The organism is Rhodopirellula islandica (genome assembly GCF_001027925.1).
Lineage (GTDB): Bacteria > Planctomycetota > Planctomycetia > Pirellulales > Pirellulaceae > Rhodopirellula > Rhodopirellula islandica.
Genome location: NZ_LECT01000015.1, coordinates 102,813 through 122,238, shown reverse-complemented (window position 1 = coordinate 122,238; position 19,426 = coordinate 102,813). Strand labels below are relative to the sequence as shown.

Annotated in this window: 12 protein-coding genes; 9 read left to right on the top strand and 3 right to left on the bottom strand. The window is 56.6% G+C overall.

Annotated elements, in window-relative coordinates; all coding sequences use genetic code 11:
* Positions 1-11: 11 nt before the first annotated feature.
* Positions 12-1,166 carry a 3-phosphoserine/phosphohydroxythreonine transaminase gene (gene serC, locus RISK_RS06165; protein ID WP_083434814.1) on the bottom strand — a complete coding sequence of 385 codons (1,155 nt, stop codon included), beginning with the start codon at positions 1,164-1,166 and terminating at the stop codon, positions 12-14.
* Between the two features lie 528 nt (positions 1,167-1,694).
* Here serC and RISK_RS06160 point away from each other — a divergent pair.
* Both RISK_RS06160 and RISK_RS06155 read left to right on the top strand, forming a co-directional pair.
* Positions 1,695-2,978: an O-antigen ligase family protein gene (locus tag RISK_RS06160; RefSeq protein ID WP_236696077.1), complete on the top strand. Its 1,284-nt coding sequence runs from the start codon at positions 1,695-1,697 to the stop codon at positions 2,976-2,978.
* A complete protein-coding gene (locus RISK_RS06155) occupies positions 2,975-4,186 on the top strand; it encodes a glycosyltransferase family 4 protein (protein WP_047813395.1) in 1,212 nt (403 codons plus the stop codon). The genes RISK_RS06160 and RISK_RS06155 overlap by 4 nt, the downstream gene beginning before the upstream one ends.
* Here the strand turns inward: RISK_RS06155 and RISK_RS06150 are convergent.
* Positions 4,125-4,967: an SDR family NAD(P)-dependent oxidoreductase gene (locus RISK_RS06150; protein ID WP_047813394.1), complete on the bottom strand. Its 843-nt coding sequence runs from the start codon at positions 4,965-4,967 to the stop codon at positions 4,125-4,127. The two genes, RISK_RS06155 and RISK_RS06150, sit on opposite strands and share 62 nt — an antisense overlap.
* 223 nt (positions 4,968-5,190) lie before the next feature.
* Between RISK_RS06150 and RISK_RS06145 the strand changes: the two genes are divergently transcribed.
* Positions 5,191-6,417, top strand: a complete 1,227-nt coding sequence (locus RISK_RS06145; protein WP_053061076.1) for a CNNM domain-containing protein — start codon at positions 5,191-5,193, stop codon at positions 6,415-6,417.
* On the opposite strand, the gene RISK_RS06140 is transcribed toward RISK_RS06145, so the two are convergent.
* Complete coding sequence (locus tag RISK_RS06140; protein WP_236696076.1) at positions 6,318-8,060, bottom strand: bifunctional folylpolyglutamate synthase/dihydrofolate synthase; 1,743 nt, start codon at positions 8,058-8,060, stop codon at positions 6,318-6,320. The two genes, RISK_RS06145 and RISK_RS06140, sit on opposite strands and share 100 nt — an antisense overlap.
* A gap of 170 nt (positions 8,061-8,230) precedes the next feature.
* On the opposite strand from RISK_RS06140, the gene RISK_RS06135 reads away from it, so the two are divergent.
* The 6 genes from RISK_RS06135 to RISK_RS06110 all read left to right on the top strand — a co-directional run bounded on the left by RISK_RS06135 (position 8,231) and on the right by RISK_RS06110 (position 19,409).
* Positions 8,231-9,235, top strand: a complete 1,005-nt coding sequence (locus RISK_RS06135) for an ABC transporter ATP-binding protein (RefSeq protein ID WP_047813393.1) — start codon at positions 8,231-8,233, stop codon at positions 9,233-9,235.
* Entirely contained in the window at positions 9,232-11,121 is a 1,890-nt protein-coding gene (locus RISK_RS06130) for an ABC transporter permease (protein WP_047813392.1), read from the top strand. The genes RISK_RS06135 and RISK_RS06130 overlap by 4 nt, the downstream gene beginning before the upstream one ends.
* Positions 11,118-13,052, top strand: a complete 1,935-nt coding sequence (locus tag RISK_RS06125; RefSeq protein ID WP_236696075.1) for an IRE (iron responsive element) — start codon at positions 11,118-11,120, stop codon at positions 13,050-13,052. Before RISK_RS06130 ends, RISK_RS06125 begins: the two co-directional genes overlap by 4 nt.
* A 262-nt stretch (positions 13,053-13,314) precedes the next feature.
* A complete protein-coding gene (locus RISK_RS06120) occupies positions 13,315-14,994 on the top strand; it encodes a cation:proton antiporter domain-containing protein (protein ID WP_236696074.1) in 1,680 nt (559 codons plus the stop codon).
* Positions 14,991-16,145 carry a tRNA epoxyqueuosine(34) reductase QueG gene (gene queG / locus RISK_RS06115; RefSeq protein ID WP_047813390.1) on the top strand — a complete coding sequence of 385 codons (1,155 nt, stop codon included), beginning with the start codon at positions 14,991-14,993 and terminating at the stop codon, positions 16,143-16,145. Before RISK_RS06120 ends, queG begins: the two co-directional genes overlap by 4 nt.
* Positions 16,146-16,397: 252 nt before the next feature.
* Positions 16,398-19,409, top strand: a complete 3,012-nt coding sequence (locus tag RISK_RS06110) for a zinc-dependent metalloprotease (protein ID WP_047813389.1) — start codon at positions 16,398-16,400, stop codon at positions 19,407-19,409.
* The last annotated feature ends 17 nt before the right edge of the window (positions 19,410-19,426 follow it).

Below are 19,426 nucleotides of genomic sequence, written 5' to 3'. Positions count from 1 at the left end.
AGGGAGGCTGACTAGCTATTCTTGCTGGCGAAGTCGTTCATGAACGAAGCCAATGTGTTGACTCCTTCACGAGGCATCGCGTTGTAGATGCTTGCTCGGATACCGCCGACGCTGCGGTGGCCTTTGAGTGCGGCGAGTTTGTGCTCCGCCGCTTCCGCGATGAATTTCGCGGTCAGTTCGTCGCTGGGCAAGTTGAACGTCACGTTCATCAAGCTGCGGCAATTGGGTTGTGCGTGGCCACGGTAGAAGCCATTGCTGGAATCGATCGTCGAGTAGAGATGCTGTGATTTTTCGCGGTTGATGGATTCCATTTTTTCCAGGCCGCCCATGTCATCACGCAGCCAACGAGCGACTTTGCCGAGCACGTAGATCGCGAAGGTCGGCGGGGTGTTCCATTCCGAGTCGTTGTCGTGATGGTTCTTGAAGTGCAGGTAGCCGGGGATGTTGGGGTCGGCTCGGTCGAGCAAGTCCTTGCGCATGATCACGACAGACACGCCGGCAGGTCCTGCGTTTTTCTGAGCACAGGCGTACAGCAAACCGTATTTTTCAATCGGCAGTGGGCGACAAAGAAAATCGCTGGAGGCGTCGCTGACCAAGGGCACCGAGTCGGGGCAGTTTGGTTCGGTAGGGAACTGAACGCCTTGAATCGTTTCGTTGCTGCAGTAGTACAGGTAGGCCGCGTCGTCGGGGCACACCAATTCGGACGCCGAGGGCACGTGGTCGTAATTCGATTCCGCCGCGTCGAAGAGAACATCAACGTCGCCTTCTTTCTTGGCTTCCTTGATCGCTTTTTTGCCCCAGGAGCCCGTCAGGGCGTACTGGGCTCGTTTGCCACTGCCGCGAAGCAAGTTGGCAGGGATCGCTGAGAACTGCAGCGAGGCTCCCCCTTGCATGAACATCACCGAGTAGTCGTCGCTGACGTTCAACAATTCACGGATCGTCGATTCTGCATCATGCAGCACATCGACGAACAGCTTGTCGCGGTGGCTGATTTCCATGATCGACGCGCCCGCGCCGGGGTAACACAGCATCTCATCCTGAATTTCCCGCAGCACCGATTCGGGCATGGTGGCCGGACCCGCCGAAAAATTGAACACCCGTTCGGGGTTGCTGGCGGAAGATTGGCGGGTGGGAGTGGTTTGCACACCTTGGGCTGATGCAGTCATTCGAGGCGGCTCGGTTGCATAGGGGTGATGGGGAGGAGGTTCCGGGGCAAAACGCCTGTTTTCGGAACAAGTTTTGGCGGATTCTAAACTTCGGTGCCCAGATGCGGAAGCCAACCCGAAAGCTCGATGGCGGCGGAATTGGCGGGGAGCGACTCCGTCGCTGGCTGCGTCTCGCAAGAACAACTGGGGATCTGGCCATGCATTGCCAGGTGAGATGCCAGTCTGGACTCAATCGGGTGGGGACTTCGGCAGCAACTCAGAGATTCCCTCTGGGGAGGCGGGGGAGCCTTGGCTGATGGTCCGCTGGAGGGTTCTGCCAGCAGTCGGGGCTGGCAAAACAGAAGAAAAAGGCGGCGGAAAATGTTTGGGCCGACGAACTTCCAAACACGCCTGCGAAACGAACCCGACGCCAATTATGCTGGGGGCACCTTTGATTTGTGATCTCCGCTGATGTTAGTGAGCTAAATTCTCGTCACCATGCTGCAACTCACTCAGCAAATTCGATCGGCATGGAGGAACAGTTCGTATTTGTCCCTCACGTCTTGGTTGGTGGTCGCTCTGTCGACCTTCTTCGGGCCGCTTGACATTGGTTCGGATGCGACGGCCATGACGGTCGGTCTGGACATCCGGGTTGCCTGCAAGTTGGTGGTGGCAGGGGCGGCTTTTCTGGTGGGTGCGTATGGTCTGCTGACTTCTGCGAACGTTCGGCAAACCTTGACGACGATGCCTCCCGTCGTTGTGTTGGCCATTTTGATGCTGGTTGGATTGGCAACGCCGATCGCGATCAGCGGTTCGTCGCTGCCTGCTGCGTTGATCAACGTCGCCTACGTCGTGTTCTTGGTCGTCGCGCTGTTCGCCATTGGTTTGCGTGGGGTCGTCACCGCAGTCTTGGTCGGTGTGACCGCGACAATGGGGCTGGCATTGTTTTTGTACGTGTTTGTGCCCAAGTACGGGATGTTTCCCGAGTTGTTGGCCGATGGTTTGGTGGTCAATCGAATGTCGGGGACGGCGCATCCCAATGCGGTGGGACGAGCGATGGTGCTTGGCGTGATTGCAACGCTGTACCTGTTTCGCAGTGGCACGTTGCGATTGAACGTTGCCCTTCCCGTGGCGGCCTGCTTTGCGCTGTCGGCCTACTTGGCCTGGAGTCGCACCGCGTTGTTAGCGGGGGCTTTTGGAGTCAGCATCTTGTTCTTGGACCATTTGCGAGGTCGCGTGGGAGTTTCTGCCATCGCGTTGATCGCGTTGCTTGGCGTGGTCGGGATGACCTTTCTCTACGCAACCGGGCGGGAGGATCAGTTCGTCGGGAAGGTGTTGGAAAAGGTGTCCAAGTCAGGGGATGCGGAGGAGATCACCAGTGGAACCGGACGTTCCGAAATTTGGACAAAAGCAATCGGTTTGATTTGGGAGCGTCCGATCATTGGGCACGGTTTCAATGCCGCGCCGATCTTGATGTTGGAGTACTCGCAGGCCACGCACAACGCGGTGCTCCATGCTTCTTTGGCGGGTGGATTGATCGCTGGGGCATTGATGGCTGGGTTGTTGTTTTGGAACGTCTGCCTCGTGTTTGTGGGAGAGCACTTGTTGATCCGCGCGTTTTCGGCGTTCACCATTCTGTCGTGCATGACCGAGGACACGGTGTTGGAAATTTTCCCCGGTCCATGCACCCTTGTTTGGATGACGTGCATTTTCTATCCGGTGTTGGTCGATGCTCGGCAGTTGGATGCGGCGGAAGCCGAGCGTTCGCAACGGGACGCTGCTGAAACATCAACCGATTATGCAGGAAGCCCTGGGGTTTGGGGGGCATCATGAAGCGAGCTTCCACTGCGACGGTCGTCAATCTACGCAACTTTTTCGCGCCTGATTCAGTTGCCATTGCTCAAGCCTGGGATCAGCGCGTCGGGCAATTGATTGTCCTGATCTCCGTTGCCATGGAAGGCAATCGAACGTGGAAGCCAGATGATGGCGGGCTTGATGTTCGGCAGCAGAAAACGTGGACTCGGACTCGAGTGGATCATCACCCGGATGGTTATTCTGATGTCAACTACGTTCACTTTCCGCTCGACACTTTGCGGCAGTTGAAGCGAGCGAAGGCCGATGTCGTGGTGTCGACCGAATTGGGTGTGAGATCCATGATGTCAGCGTTTCACTGCGCTCGATCGGGATGGTTTGGGTTGCGGGAACGCCGGTGCCAGTTGGTCATTGCAGTGAGCACCTCGCCCTGGATCGAAGCCAGTCGGTCCGGATGGTTGCGGCGAATCCAGCGACGATTGCTGCTGTCGCAGGCCGACCGGGTGACCCATCACGGTCCCGAGTGCAAGCAGTGGCTGATCGATTTAGGAGTTCCGGAAAGACGATTGGCACCGTTTGATTACTCGGCCGACCCCACCAAAATTTATACGGGGGAGTTGATCCGTCAGTCGAAGGATCGGGTTCGTGTGTTGACGGTCGGTCAGTTGATCGACCGAAAAGGTGTTCGCGAAGCTCTGACGACCATGATGGAAGTCACCCGGCGATCGCCGGAACTGATTGTCGACTGGACCCTCATTGGGGGCGGTCCGTTGCTGGAGCAGTTGCGTGCGATTCCAACCCCGTCGAACTTGACGGTTGATTGGCGAGGCAATTGCGACGCCCAGCAAATTCGCGACGCGTACCGCGATCATGAAATCATGTTCTTTCCGACACGCGGCGATGAATGGGGGTTGGTGGTCGACGAAGCCTTGCACAGCGGGTTGGTCGTGATCGGAAACGATCGGGCGCAAGCGGTCGTGACGCTGATTCGCAACCGTCAGGAGCGTCCTGAGCAAAACGGTTGGGTGGTCGAGATTGATCAAGCGGACTCGTTGAGCGACGCGCTGAATGCGTTCTCAAGAATGGGCTCCGACGAGCGACTGGAAATGCGGTTGCAGGCGCGACGTTCGGTCGCGGATCGAACCCCGGAGGCCTCGGCGGATCAGATCACAAATCTGATTGATCAGATGTTGGTGGAGCGTCGTAACGGCGATTCCAGCCACCGTTGACGTTGATGTTTTGCCCGGTGACAAAGTTGTTTTCGGGGGCGACCAGGTAAGCAACCGATTCGGCGATGTCCTGCGGTCTGCCCCAGCGATGCATCAGCGATTGATGTTTCGCTCGGTCGTCCCAGTAGCCGGACGTGGTTTCGCCCCAGGCTGTTTGGGTCCAGCCCGGTGAGACCGTGTTGACTCGCACGTGGGGAGCCAAGGTTTGCGCGAGTGAAGCGGAGAACGCCATCACCGCCGCTTTGACGGGCCCAAACATCATGCCAGCCTCGCCTTCCATTCCCAGCGGAGCTTGGTCCCATCCGATGAAGATCATCGAGGGAACGACGCCATCGTCAGTCGCTCGCGCGATGGATTGTTGTTGCAGCTGACCGCCAACCAGGCGAGAGAGTGCGATGGTGCCTTGAAGATCGACGGCCAACAGGTGTTGAAGCTTCGCGTCGAACGACCAATTGGCTGCCTCGCCCGTGAGGACATCCAAGCCGGCGTTGTTGACCCAAGTTTGCACGCTGCCAAGTCTCTCAAAAGCTTCCTTGGCCAATCGGTGCACGTCACCTGAGTCAGCCAGATCCGCGGCGATGATGTCGGCGTCTAGGCCTCGTGATCGAATGGCATCGGCGGTGGTTTCTGCGCCTTCACGATTGCGGCAGTAGTGAACCAGGATCCGCGAATGCCTCTGTGCGGCCCGCTCGGATTCCGCCAATCGGATCGCGATCGCCCGGCCGATCCCGCTGGAGGCACCGGTGACGACGATGCCGGGTGGAATCGGTTGGGCAGCCATGGCGAACTCGGCGAAAGGTGAAGGGAGGCAGAAACCAGGTGGAAGAGTGCTTGGAAGCTTAACAATCCCGACGGACCAAGAAACCGGACCAAGCCGCGACGTGGTTCTTGGGGGAGGTTGAACCGTGATCGAATTGAACGCTCAGGTGGGCGGTTACGAGACTGCCTTGTGCTGTATGATGGCAACCCCGAGGCCCGTCTCCTTCTCATTGAATTCGCTGTTCATGCTTCTGTTGATCTACCTCGTTTCGGCGATTGGCTTTTCTTTCTACTGCAGCGTTGCCGAGGCCGTGTTGCTATCGATCACGCCGTCGTTCATTGCAACGCTGGACAAGACCAAGCCGATTGCTGCGAAACGACTGAGCCGATTGAAAGCCAACATCGATCGGCCCTTGGCCGCGATTTTGAGTTTGAACACGATCGCTCATACGATCGGGGCTGCCGGTGTGGGTGCGGAAGCATCGAAGTTGTACGGCGACACGGTGTACGGCGGTCATGCGGTCGGCATTGCCAGTGCTCTGATGACGCTGCTGATTTTGGTCTTCAGTGAGATCATCCCCAAGACCATTGGCGCGTTGCATTGGCGTGCGCTCGGCCCGTTCGTGGCGGCCTCGGTTGGCTACCTGATCGTTCTGCTTTACCCGTTGGTTTGGTTGAGTGAGCAGTTGACCAAGTTGTTGTCGGGCGGCAAAGGTCATCACACGCTCACCCGTGACGAATTGTCTGCGATGGCGGAAATTGGTGCTCAGCAGGGCGTGTTGGATGATCACGAATCGCGAGTGTTTCAGTCCTTGATGCGACTGCCCGATTTGACGGCAGAAGACATCATGACCCCACGCGTGGTCATCATCGCTTTTCCTGAAACGATGACGGTGGGCGAATTGTTAAGCAAAACGCTGGCCGAACAATCAGGCGAACCCGAGGCGGTCGGCGATGGGGCCTCCGACCCCAGTGCCCCGCCTCAAAGTGATGAGGTCGTGGATCTGCCGGTCTCGCGAATTCCAATTTACGATCAGCAGTTGGATCGGATCACAGGATTTGTGTTGAAAGTCGATTTGTTGCTCGCCCACACGCGAGGTCAATCGAATCGAACGCTGAAAGAATTTTCGCGTCCCGTCGCGGTGGTGCGGCACAACCGTCCGTTGCCAAAGTTGCTGGAAATCTTGCTCGAAGGTCGCCATCACTTGGCGATGGTCAGCGATTCGTACGGCAGCATTGTTGGATTGGTGACGCTGGAAGACTTGGTGGAAACGCTGCTCGGACTGGAAATCGTGGACGAGTCGGACAGGCAAGTTGATTTGCAGCAGTACGCTCGCAAACGATGGGAAGAGCGTGCTGCTCGAATCGGAATTCAGCCGCTCGATGAGCCGCTCGATGAGCCGCTCGATGGAGGTGAAACGCGAGGCGAATCCAACGAGGAATCTTCCGATTCGGGTGATTCCACCAGCTGATCGCGTTGTTGGACCAGCCAGGGACGAAGCTCTGCGGCCAAGAAGAACGAGCCGCAGATGACTAGAACTTCATGGGCGGCAAGGGAGCCAACCGCGTGCTGGATCGCTGTGATGGGCGTCGCGGATTGCGTGATCTGTTCCGGGATCAGCCCCGCCAGGATTGCCGCTTGGTGCAGATCAGCGACGGGCACGAAGCGAGGGTTGCCTTCGTATCGAGTCAGCGTCCAGCAATCGAAGTGAGGCTGCATCCGCTGGAACATTGCCAGCACGTTTTTGTCGGCGCTGGTGCCAAACAAGCAATGTTTTCGACGGTCATGCATGCGCTCGTTCAACACGTTCAGCATCGCTTCGATCGAGTCCGCGTTGTGAGCCGTGTCGAGCAGCACGATCCGGTCGCCAGGCAATTGGAATCGTTCCAAACGAGCTTCGATCTGTAGCGAGGCGAGGCATTCGTGAATGCGTTGCTCGGGAAGAAGTTTGGGCGTGATCTCGGGCAATGAATTCACCAACGCCAACGCGATGGCGGCGTTCTGAACTTGGTGGGCTCCTTCGAGTTTCAGTTCGATCTTGGTTTCCGCGGGCATCCAATCACTGAGCCCTCGAATTCGGAAGCGGCTGCCCCAGTTTGGATTGGTTTCCGCATCCGTTTCAATTTGGATCTCCGACCCCAAGTGACTCAGCGGAGCGCCGACTTGCTCGGCCGTTCGAACGATCACATCTCGCACCGGACCGGGGGGGACGCCATTGATGGCCGGTATACCCGGTTTGAAAATGCCGGCTTTTTCTGCCGCGATCAACTCCACGGTTTTGCCCAGCACGTGTTGGTGATCCAGCCCGATGCTGGTGATCGCGGTGGCGTGACTTTGGAAGACGTTGGTGCTGTCCAGGCGTCCGCCCAGGCCCGTTTCCAGAACCCAGACGTCACATTGGTGTCGATGGAAGTGTTCGATCGCCATCGCGGTGGTCAGCTCGAAAAACGAGGGGCCACCGATGGGAGCCGCCGCCATCGCTTCGACGATCGGACGCATGGAATCGATCAACCCGATCATCTCTTCGGGGGTGGCGATTTCACCGTCGACTCGGAATCGTTCTTCCAGGTGCACCAAGTGGGGAGACGTGTACAGGCCGACTCGATAACCTGCCGCGTGCAGTAGAGCGGCGACCATGGTGGCCGCGCTTCCTTTGCCCTTGGTTCCCGCCAAATGCACGATTTGGACTTGGTTTTGGGGACCTTCGGCCGTGTTTCGTCCAGCATTGGATTGGCCACCTTGCGCATCCGAATGCCCAGCATTCGAGCGGGTGATGGTGGAGGTTGGAACTGACGGGGAGAACCGATTGGCGGGGGTGTTGTCTCCACTGGAGGGGGTGTGTTCGCCTTCTTCCCTAGGATCGACGGTGAGGTGTTGACCGTGGCCCAGTCGCCGGATCAGATCTCGCATCCGTTCCAAGGTGAAACGGTAGCGTGAACCGGGGGCTGCCAGTTTTTCGTAATCAATTCGGTCGACCAACCAGCCGAGGGCTGTTTGGTAGGCGTCGCTGTCTCGCGAGATCACGGTCGATCCATTTTCGGTGTTTGAATCATCGTGATCGTGGGAGGTGGTCAGAGACGCCGGGAGAGGGATTGCCCGCGTGGCATCGAGCATGCGGGAATCGAACAGTCGCAGTGATAAAAATAGAAACCCTGGCTGACAACCCCGAACCGTCTGGGAGGATACCTCGTAGCGTAGGGGACTTCTCGGTAGGCTCGGAATTTTGACGAGTCTCTTTCATTCATTTTATTCGTCTTTTCTCTCTGAGTCGGGATCCTTCATCCGTGAGTACCGAACCCAACGCGGCAGTGGCAGACGCGCCGCAGACCGCGACACCGGATTCTGCCGACGCCTCCAGCTCGATCGTCATCGAAACCCGCAACCTGAGCAAGATTTACCGCGACTTCTGGGGCCGGAAAAAGGTTCACGCGTTGAAGTCCTTGGACATCGAAGTCCGTCCGGGAGAAATCTTTGGCTTGCTGGGGCCCAACGGAAGCGGCAAATCCACCACCATCAAACTGATCCTGGGGTTGCTTTTTCCGACCAGCGGGCGAGTTCTGGTGTTCGATCAAGACGCCAGCGAAACCCGCAAGAACGAGCGGATCGGGTATTTGCCCGAAGAATCGTACCTGTACAAATTTCTGACGGCAGAAGAAACACTCGACTTCTATGGTCGGCTGTTTGACCTATCCGCCTCGGAACGACGCGATCGAGTTTCGCAGCTGATCGAAATGGTTGGTTTGCAGGGTGCCAAGCACCGCCAGCTGAAGGAATACAGCAAGGGGATGACCCGCCGGGTCGGTTTGGCTCAGGCGTTGATCAACGACCCCGATCTGATTTTGTTGGACGAACCAACCACTGGATTGGACCCGATCGGTACTCGCGAGATGAAGGATTTGATCCTTGGCCTCCGCGATCAAGGCAAAACGGTCTTGCTGTGCAGCCACCAATTGGCGGACGTGCAAGATGTTTGCGACCGGGTTGCGATCTTGCACCAAGGCGAACTGAAAGAGTTGGGGCGAGTCAGCGATCTGTTGAAGGTTCAAGACGTGACCGAAGTTCACGCGACCGGGTTGTCCGAGGCGGCCAAGACCGAGATCGCAGATGTCATTGCTCGTCACGGCGGAACGGTCAAGTCGATCGACAACCCAACGGCCACGATGGAAGACTTGTTCCTGAACATCGTCCGTGAGAGCGAAGCTCGTCCAGGTGCTCGCCGATTCTCCCAGGGTTCCGACGCGGCTCCCGCCAATGATGGCAGCGGTGACAGCGACGGAGGACAGGCATGAACCTACAACCGGAAGATTTCTGGTCGTATTCGCAGTGGTTCTTTCGCGACGGTGCTTTCTTGGAAAGTGCGGCGCTCAAGGGAATCGTCCTGTTTGCTCTGGCTATCGTGTTAGGGCTGATCGCAGGCTATGTGATTTCGTCGTCTCGTTACGGTTCGGGGGAAGGCTTCTTTGCCGTCGCTCGTGCGGTTCGCGACTTCTTCAAATTCGACCTGCCGGGAACCAGCTTGCGACGCATCTTCGCACTGGCAAGGCTTTCGTTCAAAGAAGCACTCCGGCGAAAAGTTCTCTACATCGTCGGTTTGTTTGTGGTCTTGTTGCTGCTGGCAGGTTGGTACCTGAACCCGCAGAGCGATGACCCTGCTCGACTCTATGTCAGCTTTGTGTTGACAGCGACGAACTACTTGGTGTTGGCGCTCGCGTTGTTCATCAGTGCGTTCTCGCTGCCCGAGGACATCAAAAACAAAACGATCTACACGATCGTGACCAAACCCGTTCGAGTCACGGAACTCATCGCGGGTCGAATGCTGGGGTTCATCGGCGTCGGCACGATGATCTTGGTTCCGATGGGCTTGCTCAGCTATGTCTTTGTGGTTCGGGGGTTGGATCACTCGCACCAAGAAGTTGTCGAGGTTCGTGAGCTCCCCAATGGCGGATACGAGGGTGAAACCGATTTTGTCCAGTTCCACTCGCACACCTTCGAATTGAATGAGGCTGGTGAAGGTCTGACAAACATTGTTCGTGGGCACCGTCACGTGGTGCGTCGCAATGAAGACGGAACATTCCAGATCGGTCCTCCTCAGGGAGCGTTGCGAGCCCGGATCCCATCGTATGGTTCGATCCGATTTCGGGATCGTTCCGGGAACCTGCAAGAAGAAGGCATCGACGTCGGCAACGAACGTTTGGCCGGTGGTTACAGCAGCACTGGGATCGCACGTCTGATCGGTGTCGCCAAGGGATCTCGCAAGATTGAACACGGCTATGTCGAAGGTGGGTCGCTGGGAACCGCTGAGTTCACGTTTGAAAACGTGACGCAGAGTCGGTATCCCGACGGCATTCCGGTGGACCTCTCGCTGCGTGCCTATCGTTCTTACAAGGGTGATATCGAAACTGGAATTCGCGGTTCGGTCACCATGAAGCACCCTGATAAAGCCATCGAGAGCAACCCGATTGCTTTCATCGTGGATGAATACGAAGTGGACGAAAAGATTCTGCCACTTGAAACGGAAGGCACCGACGGCAGCGAAACCCGCATGCTGAACGTGTTCGAAGACTTGGTCAACGAAGACGGCCAAATCATGATCATCGTTCGCTGCCTGGATCGTGCTCAGTACTTGGGCGTGACGAAGAGCGGTGTTTACTTGCACCCCGCTGACAACACCTTCGGTTGGAACCTCACCAAAGCCTACGGCTCGATTTGGTTGCAGATGACGATGGTGATCGCGTTTGGCGTGATGTTCAGTACGTTTTTGACTGGGCCGGTCGCCATGATCGCCACCTTCGTCTGTGTTTTGCTGGGTTTCTCAGCGGAACAGGTGTTCGACACTCGGCACTACATAGACAGTGGCATTGAACGGGGAGGCGGGCCGATCGAATCGATGGTTCGTCTGCTTCGACAAGATGCGATGACGACCCAGTTGGACGTCGACACGGTCGCGGCAAAGGTGATCAAGACGGTCGATGCAGCCATTGTTTATGGCCTGGATGCGATCGCCACGGCACTGCCCAACCTTCCCAAAATGGTCGAGACGGCAGAGTACGCCGCTTCGGGCTTTGATATTTTCGGTGCGTTGCTCGCGCGGCACGCCACGGCAACGTTCGGGTACGTCCTGCTTGCCTTTATCGTCAGTTATTTCATCCTGAAATCGCGTGAGATCGCGGCATGAATCGCACAACAGTTCTGCGACGTAAATTGGTCTATCTGATGATCCTTGTGGTCATGCTGATTCCCTTGTACCTGTTGGGGCAACCCAGCGGCGGTGGAGGGGAAGGTGGCGGCCGCTTGGCCCAGTTGCGAGGCAAGTATGACATTGCCGAGAGCGATCTCGGTGAAATCAGCCCTGCCAGTGAAACGATGAAGCTCGCTTCGTTGGGACTTCGTGGGGTGGCGGCATCGCTGCTCTGGAAGAAGTCGCACGATTACCGGGTGATGCACGAGTGGGATCGTTTGAAAGCGACCCTCAACAACATTGCTTTGTTGCAACCTCACTTTGATAAGGTCTGGGAATTTCAGGCTCACAACTTGGCGTACAACGTTTCCACCGAGTTCGACGATTACCGTCAACGCTACGAAATGGTCCGAGAAGGCACTGAATTCCTGACCAAGGGTGTGAACCAAAACCGAAAAGCACCTCGCTTGGTTTGGTACACCGGTTGGTTCTATGGCCAAAAGATGGGGATGTCGGACGAGAAGGAGCAGTTTCGGCGTTTGTTCTCGGAAGATGAACAGCTTCATGAGGAACTGTTGAAAGAAGACATCGCCGTCGACAGTCCCGAGGCTCGTGGGCCGACGAATAAGCCGGACAACTGGTTGGTTGGCCGGTTGTGGCTGAACCGTGGTTATGACCTGGTTGAATCCGGCGTTCAGATTCGTCGTCAGACACCGCTGAACTTCTACGAGACCGGTCCGAAGTGGCGTCTGAAACACGCCGAAGCCATTGAGTCGGAAGGTATCTTGGACGAACGTGCCCAGAACGCTTGGCAATTGGCCTCCGCCGATTGGAAGGCCTTTGGCAATCGTTCCGTGCCCACCACCGCGGCGTTCACGATCAAATTGGGGCAGTTGGACGAGTTGATTCGTCAACAGGCCGACAAGATCGAGACGCTGGAAGAAGTCGCGGGTGACGCGTACTTGGCCGCTCGGACCAAAGCGATTGAAAAGCTGGGGCCTGTTCAACGAGACGCCCTGTCGACTCCTGAGGAGAAGCGGACGAAATCGCAGCAGTCGATCGCTGAGAAGGCCGAGGATTCGATCAGTGTCAACTACGACGAGGTCGCTCGTGCAACTCAACAGTCCAAGCAATTGGCAGCTCTGCAGTTGGTCGAAGACATCAAGGATCTGGATGAGCGAATCCTGAAGACCGAAGGCTATCGCAAGCAGATCAACTATCCCTACTGGGACACGTTGGCTCTGGCCGAACAAGAGGAACGAACCGTTCGAGCTCGGCGATTGATCTACGAGGCTGAAAAGGCCAACGCGGATGCGGAACTCGAAAAGGCAATTGGCTTGTACGAAGAAGCCTTCGAGGTTTGGGCCGAGATCTTCGATGACTATCCGATCCTCGTGATTGATGACACGGCTCAGGATTTGTACGAATCCCTGCGTCGTTATCGCATCGCGATTGACTCGGACGAAATGCCCGATGACTTCCCTCTGAAGGCCTTCGTGGAATTGATGGGTGAGTACGGGCAGGTCGACCAAGACATGTACGAACAAGTCCGTCAGACTCAGAAGGATTTGGCCGCCAAACGACAGGCTGAACTGGAAGAAGAGGAGCGGCGACTCGAAGAAGCGGCTGCCGCAGAGGAAGCCGCCAAAGAGAAGGCTGCCGAAGAAGCTGCAATGGAGGATGAGTCGGCTGACGTGGCAGACGACGAAAAGAAAGCGGAAGCCGAAGAGTCCGCTGAGCCGGAAAAAGCTGATTCAGAAGAGGCGGCCGAGGTCGCCGATTCCGAAACGGATCCAGCCGAAAAAGCGGAGATGAAGGAAGAGGCAACCGAGACCGAGTCGGAAGCATCTGAGCCGCAAGTTTCCGGCGAAGAAGAGGCTCCTGCTGAAGATGGGGCGTCGGATCCACCGGCTGAATCCGGCGTGTGAACGACCGAGGTTTCTGAGACTGAAATTTGACGAAGCCCGTCGTGTCCGAGTGGATGCGGCGGGCTTCTCAAATTGAGCTGCAAGGTTCTATGTCGTTGAGAGCAAGATCTAGCTAAACTGCGGGCCTGCTTGCCGGTTTTGGCAGACTTACGTCTCGGCCCTTCGCTCGCTAGTTGCCATGATCGACTCCTTCGGAACCCTTTTGATAGGCGCTGCAGACGCTGGCGCGATAGCGAGTGACGCGCACTCGGGTCCGGTCGAAATGATGCACATCGCAACGACGTTGGGGCTGTTGTTGACCGCCAGTTTGCTGGCTGGTCTGGCCAGCGAGATCTTGCGTCTGCCCAAGGTCACCGCGTACCTGATCGCTGGACTGTTGCTTGGCCCCAGTTTTGGAAATTTGATTCCGCACGAGCATCATTTGGTGCTGGAGCCACTGACAAAGCTCGCCATGGCTTTGGTGCTGTTCTACCTTGGCACCTTGTTCCCGTTCGACCAGATTCGAAAGATTGCTCGGCGGGCGATTCCACTCTCGTTTGGCGAGTTGGCGTTCACGGTTGTTCTCGTCACGGTGGGCACCTATCTACTGGGCATGTCGGCCGCCCAGGCCGCGCTGTTGGGCACGCTGGCGATTGCGACCGCACCCGCCACGACGATGTTTGTGCTGCGAGAAACCAATGCGGAGGGGCCGGTTACCAGTTTGACGGGAACCTTGGTGACCTTGAACAATCTCGTCGCTGTGATCGCGTTCGAGTTGGTCTGGCTCGCAATCGAAGTGGCTGGAGGCGACGCATCAGGATCGCTCAGTGAAACGGTGTTCTTGCTGGTCCGTTCGCTCGGTGGCGCCTTTCTGCTGGGGCTGCTCGGTGGCCTGGTGATCAGCTACGCGTGCGAAATCATGCACACCCGGCGATGGTTGGTGTTGCTGGTTGGGGCTTCCGCCTTGATGCTGGGGCTGAGTGAGACCTGGGAACTGCCATACATGTTGGTGTTCCTGGTCGTTGGCTTGGTGGTCGTCAATTCATCGAGCGGGACGCAGAAAATCACAGCGCAAATGGATTCCATCGGCGGGCTGCTGACGGTGGTGTTCTTCTCGGTTCATGGCAGCGAGCTCGATCTCAATTTGCTGCTGGATGTTGGCATGATCGGCGCCGGTTACGTCGTGTTGCGAAGCGTTGGCAAGGTCGCCGGCATTTGGTTCATGGCTTCGAGAACGGGAGCTTCTCCCGAAGTGAAGACGTGGTTGGGGCCAGCTATGTTGGCGCAGGCTGGCGTCGCGATTTCTTTGGCCGCGACAGCAACCGCACGCAATCCAGAAATGGCCGGGCAAGTCCAGACGATCATCTTGGGGACGGTGGTGGTCTTCGAAATTCTTGGGCCGTTGCTCACCCGTGCGGCGGTGTTGCGAAGTGGTGAAATGCCGATCGCGAATTCGATTCACCATACGTTTGGCACGCCGCTGGGCGCGCTGCGGAATGTGTTCACGCGGTTGGCGGGGTCCGCCGGGTTGCTGAATAAAAAGCAGGCGTTGTCCGAACGCATGCGAGTCGAACAAGTGATGCGCCGCAGCGTCGAAGGGATTGCCGAGAGCGCCGATTTCAACGAAGTCGTTCATTTCGTGGAACACTCCCATGACAACACGTTTCCTGTCCTCAACGAAGATCGCTGCGTGGTGGGATTGATTCGATTCGATCTGCTCAACCAGGCTTTCTTTGATCCTCATTCCGACCACCTGGTTCGTGCGGGCGATTTGTCGACGCCACCGGAGGTCCTGCTGCACCCGGCCCAGCCCGTGCGTGATGCGGTGGAACTGTTTCGCCAAACAACGGATGACTGTGTGCCAGTGGTCACCGATGAACCGCCTCATCGTTTGGTTGCCACTGTCCGCCGCAGCGATTTGACTTCCCTTCTGATTCGCGATCGAAAAGCCGGTTTGTCGTGAGGGAGACGGTCGAGCAGATTCGCGAGGCTGCTCTGTCGGAAGGTTTCGCTGGAATGGGGATCGCACCCGCCGTGACGAGCCAAGGGTTCCACCAGTTGGTGCAATGGATCGAGGCTGGCTATGCGGGAACGATGGATTACCTGGAACGTCGACTGGATGCCTACCGTCATCCAAGCGGGGTGCTGGAAGGCGCGAAGTCGATCATCGTTCTGGCCATGAACTACGACGCGTCTGATCGCGAACCCATCCCTGATGGCGACGTCGGGGATGATTTGGCATTCGGCAAAACGGCTCGCTACACGTGGTCGGGAATCGACTATCACGATGTGATTCATCCCAAGTTGAAACGAATTGTTCGTCTGATTCGCGAGCAAATCCCAGAGGCAAACGCTCGGGGAATTGTGGACACGGCACCGCTGATGGAGCGAGAGGTCGCGGTGCTGGCGGGATTGGGGTGGCGAGGAAAGAACACGTTGTTGCTGAACAAACAGTTGGGCAGCTACTTTTTCCTGGCCTGTGTCCTGGTGGATGTGGAGCTACCAATCGACCAGAGGCACGAGTCGAGTCACTGTGGAACGTGCACTGCCTGCTTGGACGCGTGTCCCACGGATGCCTTCCCTCGTCCTGGTGTGCTGGATGCGTCCAAGTGCATCAGCTATTTGACGATCGAAAGCTCCGAGTTGCCCGAGCGGCACCTGCGAGCCGGCATCGGGGATTGGGCGTTTGGGTGCGATGTTTGTCAGGAGGTTTGCCCTTGGAATCGCCGGCCTGCGCGAGCGCAACACGATCTGTCAGGTCTGCGAGGCCATCGCGAATCGGAGAGCGATTCCAATCATCGGGAGGGGTGGTTGGAGCTGACCGCGCTGTTCACGATGACCGACGATGAGTTCCGTCGGCGATATCGACGAACCCCGTTTTGGCGATCCCGGCGTCGAGGGATGTTGCGAAATGCAATCCTTGTTTTGGGGAACCAAAAGCGTCGTGACGCGATCGAACTGTTGTTCATCACGATGGGCGATTCCGACGCTGAACTGCGAGCGATTGCGGTTTGGGCCATCTGTCAGATGCAAGACGGCGCCGCGCTGGAACGTTTGATGGCATACCGTCAATCGGAGACCGACCCGCGAGTGCTGGCTGAATTTCCCCACTGATTTTGCGGTGGGGTCCAGTTTGGGGTGATTTTCTTCTATGGCGTGCTTGTGCCACTTAGCAGCCCGTGTGTGGCGGTGAACTCGGCTCAGTGAGCGTTTTGTATCAACTGGTCCGGCAAATTGTTTGGATTGCGCCGACTTTATCGGATAAAACAGTGAAGAGACAATGAACGAAAACCTCCGAGACTGCTTATTTTAACCTAGTCTTGACTCTCCCTCCTTTTTTCGAACGAACCATTGGAAGCATTGGGTATGAATCGAATCTGCCGTGTAGTGGCCACGATTGCCGCCGTGACGGTGACATACGTTGGAAGCGCGTTGACCAGTTCCGCCGCCGACTTGCCACCATTCGCAAAAATCTCTGAAGGCTACGAACAGCTTCCAGTGTCTGATCAACAAGCCAAAAAAGGCTTGTTCAATGTTTGGCAAAATGAAAAGGAAGCCTCGGTGATTGCCGAGTTGCCAAAGAATTTTGCTGGCAAGAAGTACTTCGTCGCATTGACTCTCAGCAGTGGCGATCGCTACGCCGGATTGCAATCCGGTGACTGGGTCGTTCAGTGGCGACGCTACAACAATCGCCTCGCATTGATCGCTCCCAATTTGGACATACGTGCGACCGGTGACGCGGAATCCAAAGCATCGGTCAAGCGGCTGTTCACCGACCGAGTGCTTCTCGACGTGCCAATTCTGGCGATGGGGCCCAATGGCGGTCCTGTGGTCGACATGGACAGCCTGTTGATCGGCAACGCGACGACTTTCTTCGGGGCGTCTGTCCGTCTGGCCAACAGTCGATTGTTCACCGTCGAGGCTGCCAAGGTGTTCCCCGAGAACGTCGAGTTGGCGTTTGAAGTGGTGGGACGCGGTGGCCAGCTCCAAACGCTTCACTACTCTTTCAGCGAAGTGCCCAGCAGTTCCAGCGGTTTCAAGCCTCGCGAAGCGGATGAACGCGTTGGCTTCTTCGTGACTTCGTTCTCGGATCTGAGTCAGTATCAGGACGATGAAACCAAGGTTCGCTACATCAACCGTTGGCACCTCGAAAAACGTGATCCAAAGCTGAAGCTCAGTCCTCCCAAAGAGCCCATTCGTTTCTATGTCGAGCACACTGCTCCGGTTCGATATCGACGTTGGATCAAGAAAGGGGTGGACTACTGGAACAAGGCGTTTGAGAAGGTCGGGATCGTCGACGCGATCGTGATTGAGTATCAAGACGCGGTCAGCAAAATCCACATGGAAAAAGACCCCGAGGACGTTCGTTACAACTTCGTTCGTTGGTTGAACAACGACGTTGGAACCGCGATCGGTCCCAGTCGTGTTCACCCCGAGACCGGGCAGATCTTGGACGCGGACATCATCTTGACCGATGGTTGGATCCGTCACTTCAATTTCAACTACAACGACCTGATGCCAAAGTTGGCAATGGAAGGTGTGAGTGCCGAAACGTTGGCATGGTTGGGAAGTCATCCCAGTTGGGACCCTCGTGTTCGAATGGGGGCAACGGAATCCGCCAATTCATTGCGGGCCAAGTATGCTCTCGAAGCACAGCAACCCATGGCGGGATATGCCATGGCGCAAGCCGATCCGGCGTTGTTGGGCGATGATGAATTTGATGGACTGATGGGGCAGGTCAGCCAGAAAAATGGTTTGTGCATGGCTGCATCCGGTCGCAGCATGGACCTGGCGTTCGCTCGCATGAATTGGGGCTTGGCTCTGATGGCGGACGAAGAAGCCGAAAAGAAAAAGGAAGAAGAAGCGAAGGAGAAAGCGGAAGCTGAAAACGTCGACAAGGACGCCAAGGCAGACGCGGATGCCAAGGACGAAGACAAAAAAGACAAGGAGGAAGAGTCGGAAGAAGAAGAGTCCGACGGCGATAAGAAGGACGATGAGAAAAAAGACGATGAGAAAGAAGACAGCGACAAGGAAAAAGACGAGTTGCTGGATGGGATTCCAGAATGGTTCGTCGGTCCATTGTTGGCCGATCTGGTCGCTCACGAAGTGGGACACACGCTCGGATTGCGTCACAACTTCAAGGCCTCAGGTCTGTACACGATCGATGAGATCAACAGTGAGGAGCTGAAAGGCAAGAAAACCTTCACCGCCTCGGTGATGGACTACTGCCCAATCAATTACCGCTACGAAGCGGGTGACGTCCAAGGTGACTACGGCATGATCGATATCGGTCCCTATGACTTCTGGGCGATCGAATATGGGTACACCTTTGAGGATTCCAAGATCAAGGACATCTTGAAACGGTGCTCCGAGCCAGAGCTGCAGTACGCCACGGACGAGGACACCAGCGGTCCGGATCCCTACGCCCGTCGCTATGATTTCGGGAAAGACCCGCTGACCTTCGCGGAAGAGCAAATGCGTTTGGTTCAGTTGTATCGTGAACGTTTGCTCGAGAAATTCGTCAAAGAAGGTGACAGCTGGGCCAAGGCTCGCCGTGGATACGAGCTGACACTGGCGATTCAAACCAAGTCGGTCAGCATGATGGCCAACTGGATTGGTGGCGCATTCGTCAATCGTGATAAGAAGGGGGATCCCGGAAATCGCGTTCCTGTCGAGGTGGTTCCTGCCGCTGATCAACGTGCTGCGTTGCAGTACGTGATCGACACCAGTTTCCGAGACGAATCGTATGGCTTGACCACGGAGATCCTCGAGCGTTTGGGGGTCGACAAGTGGCTCGACAGTGGCCGTGGTGGCATGTCGAATGAAGCGACTTGGCCAATTCACGATCGTGTTTTGGGCATGCAAGCGAGCACCTTGACGCTGATCATGAACCCAACCACCTTGCGTCGGGTTTACGACAATGAACTGCGTCTTCCTGCTGAAACGGATGCTCTGACGTTGCCTGAATTGTTGGACACGGTCAGCAATGCGGTTTGGGAAGAGCTCGATCAGCCGTGCCCAGAGGATCGCAATGATCGCAAGCCGATGATTTCATCACTGCGTCGAAACTTGCAACGCGAGCATATTCAGCGACTGGTGGATTTGATCTTGGAAGAAGGTCAAGACACGGCTGCGTATCATCCGATCAGCAACCTGGCTCGGATGCAATTGCGAACCTTGGCAAGCCGGATGGATTCGACGATTGAGAAGTGTGGCAAGAAGATGGATGCTTACAGCTTGGCACACTTGACCGAGTGCAAAGAACGCATCGAGCGAGCTTTGGAGGCAGGCTACACCTTTGGTGGTGGAAAAGCCGGTGCTCCAATGCTGATGATGTTGATGGGGCAAGAACCTGCTTCAACATCCAACAACGATTGACCCAAGTCCAAAACTTG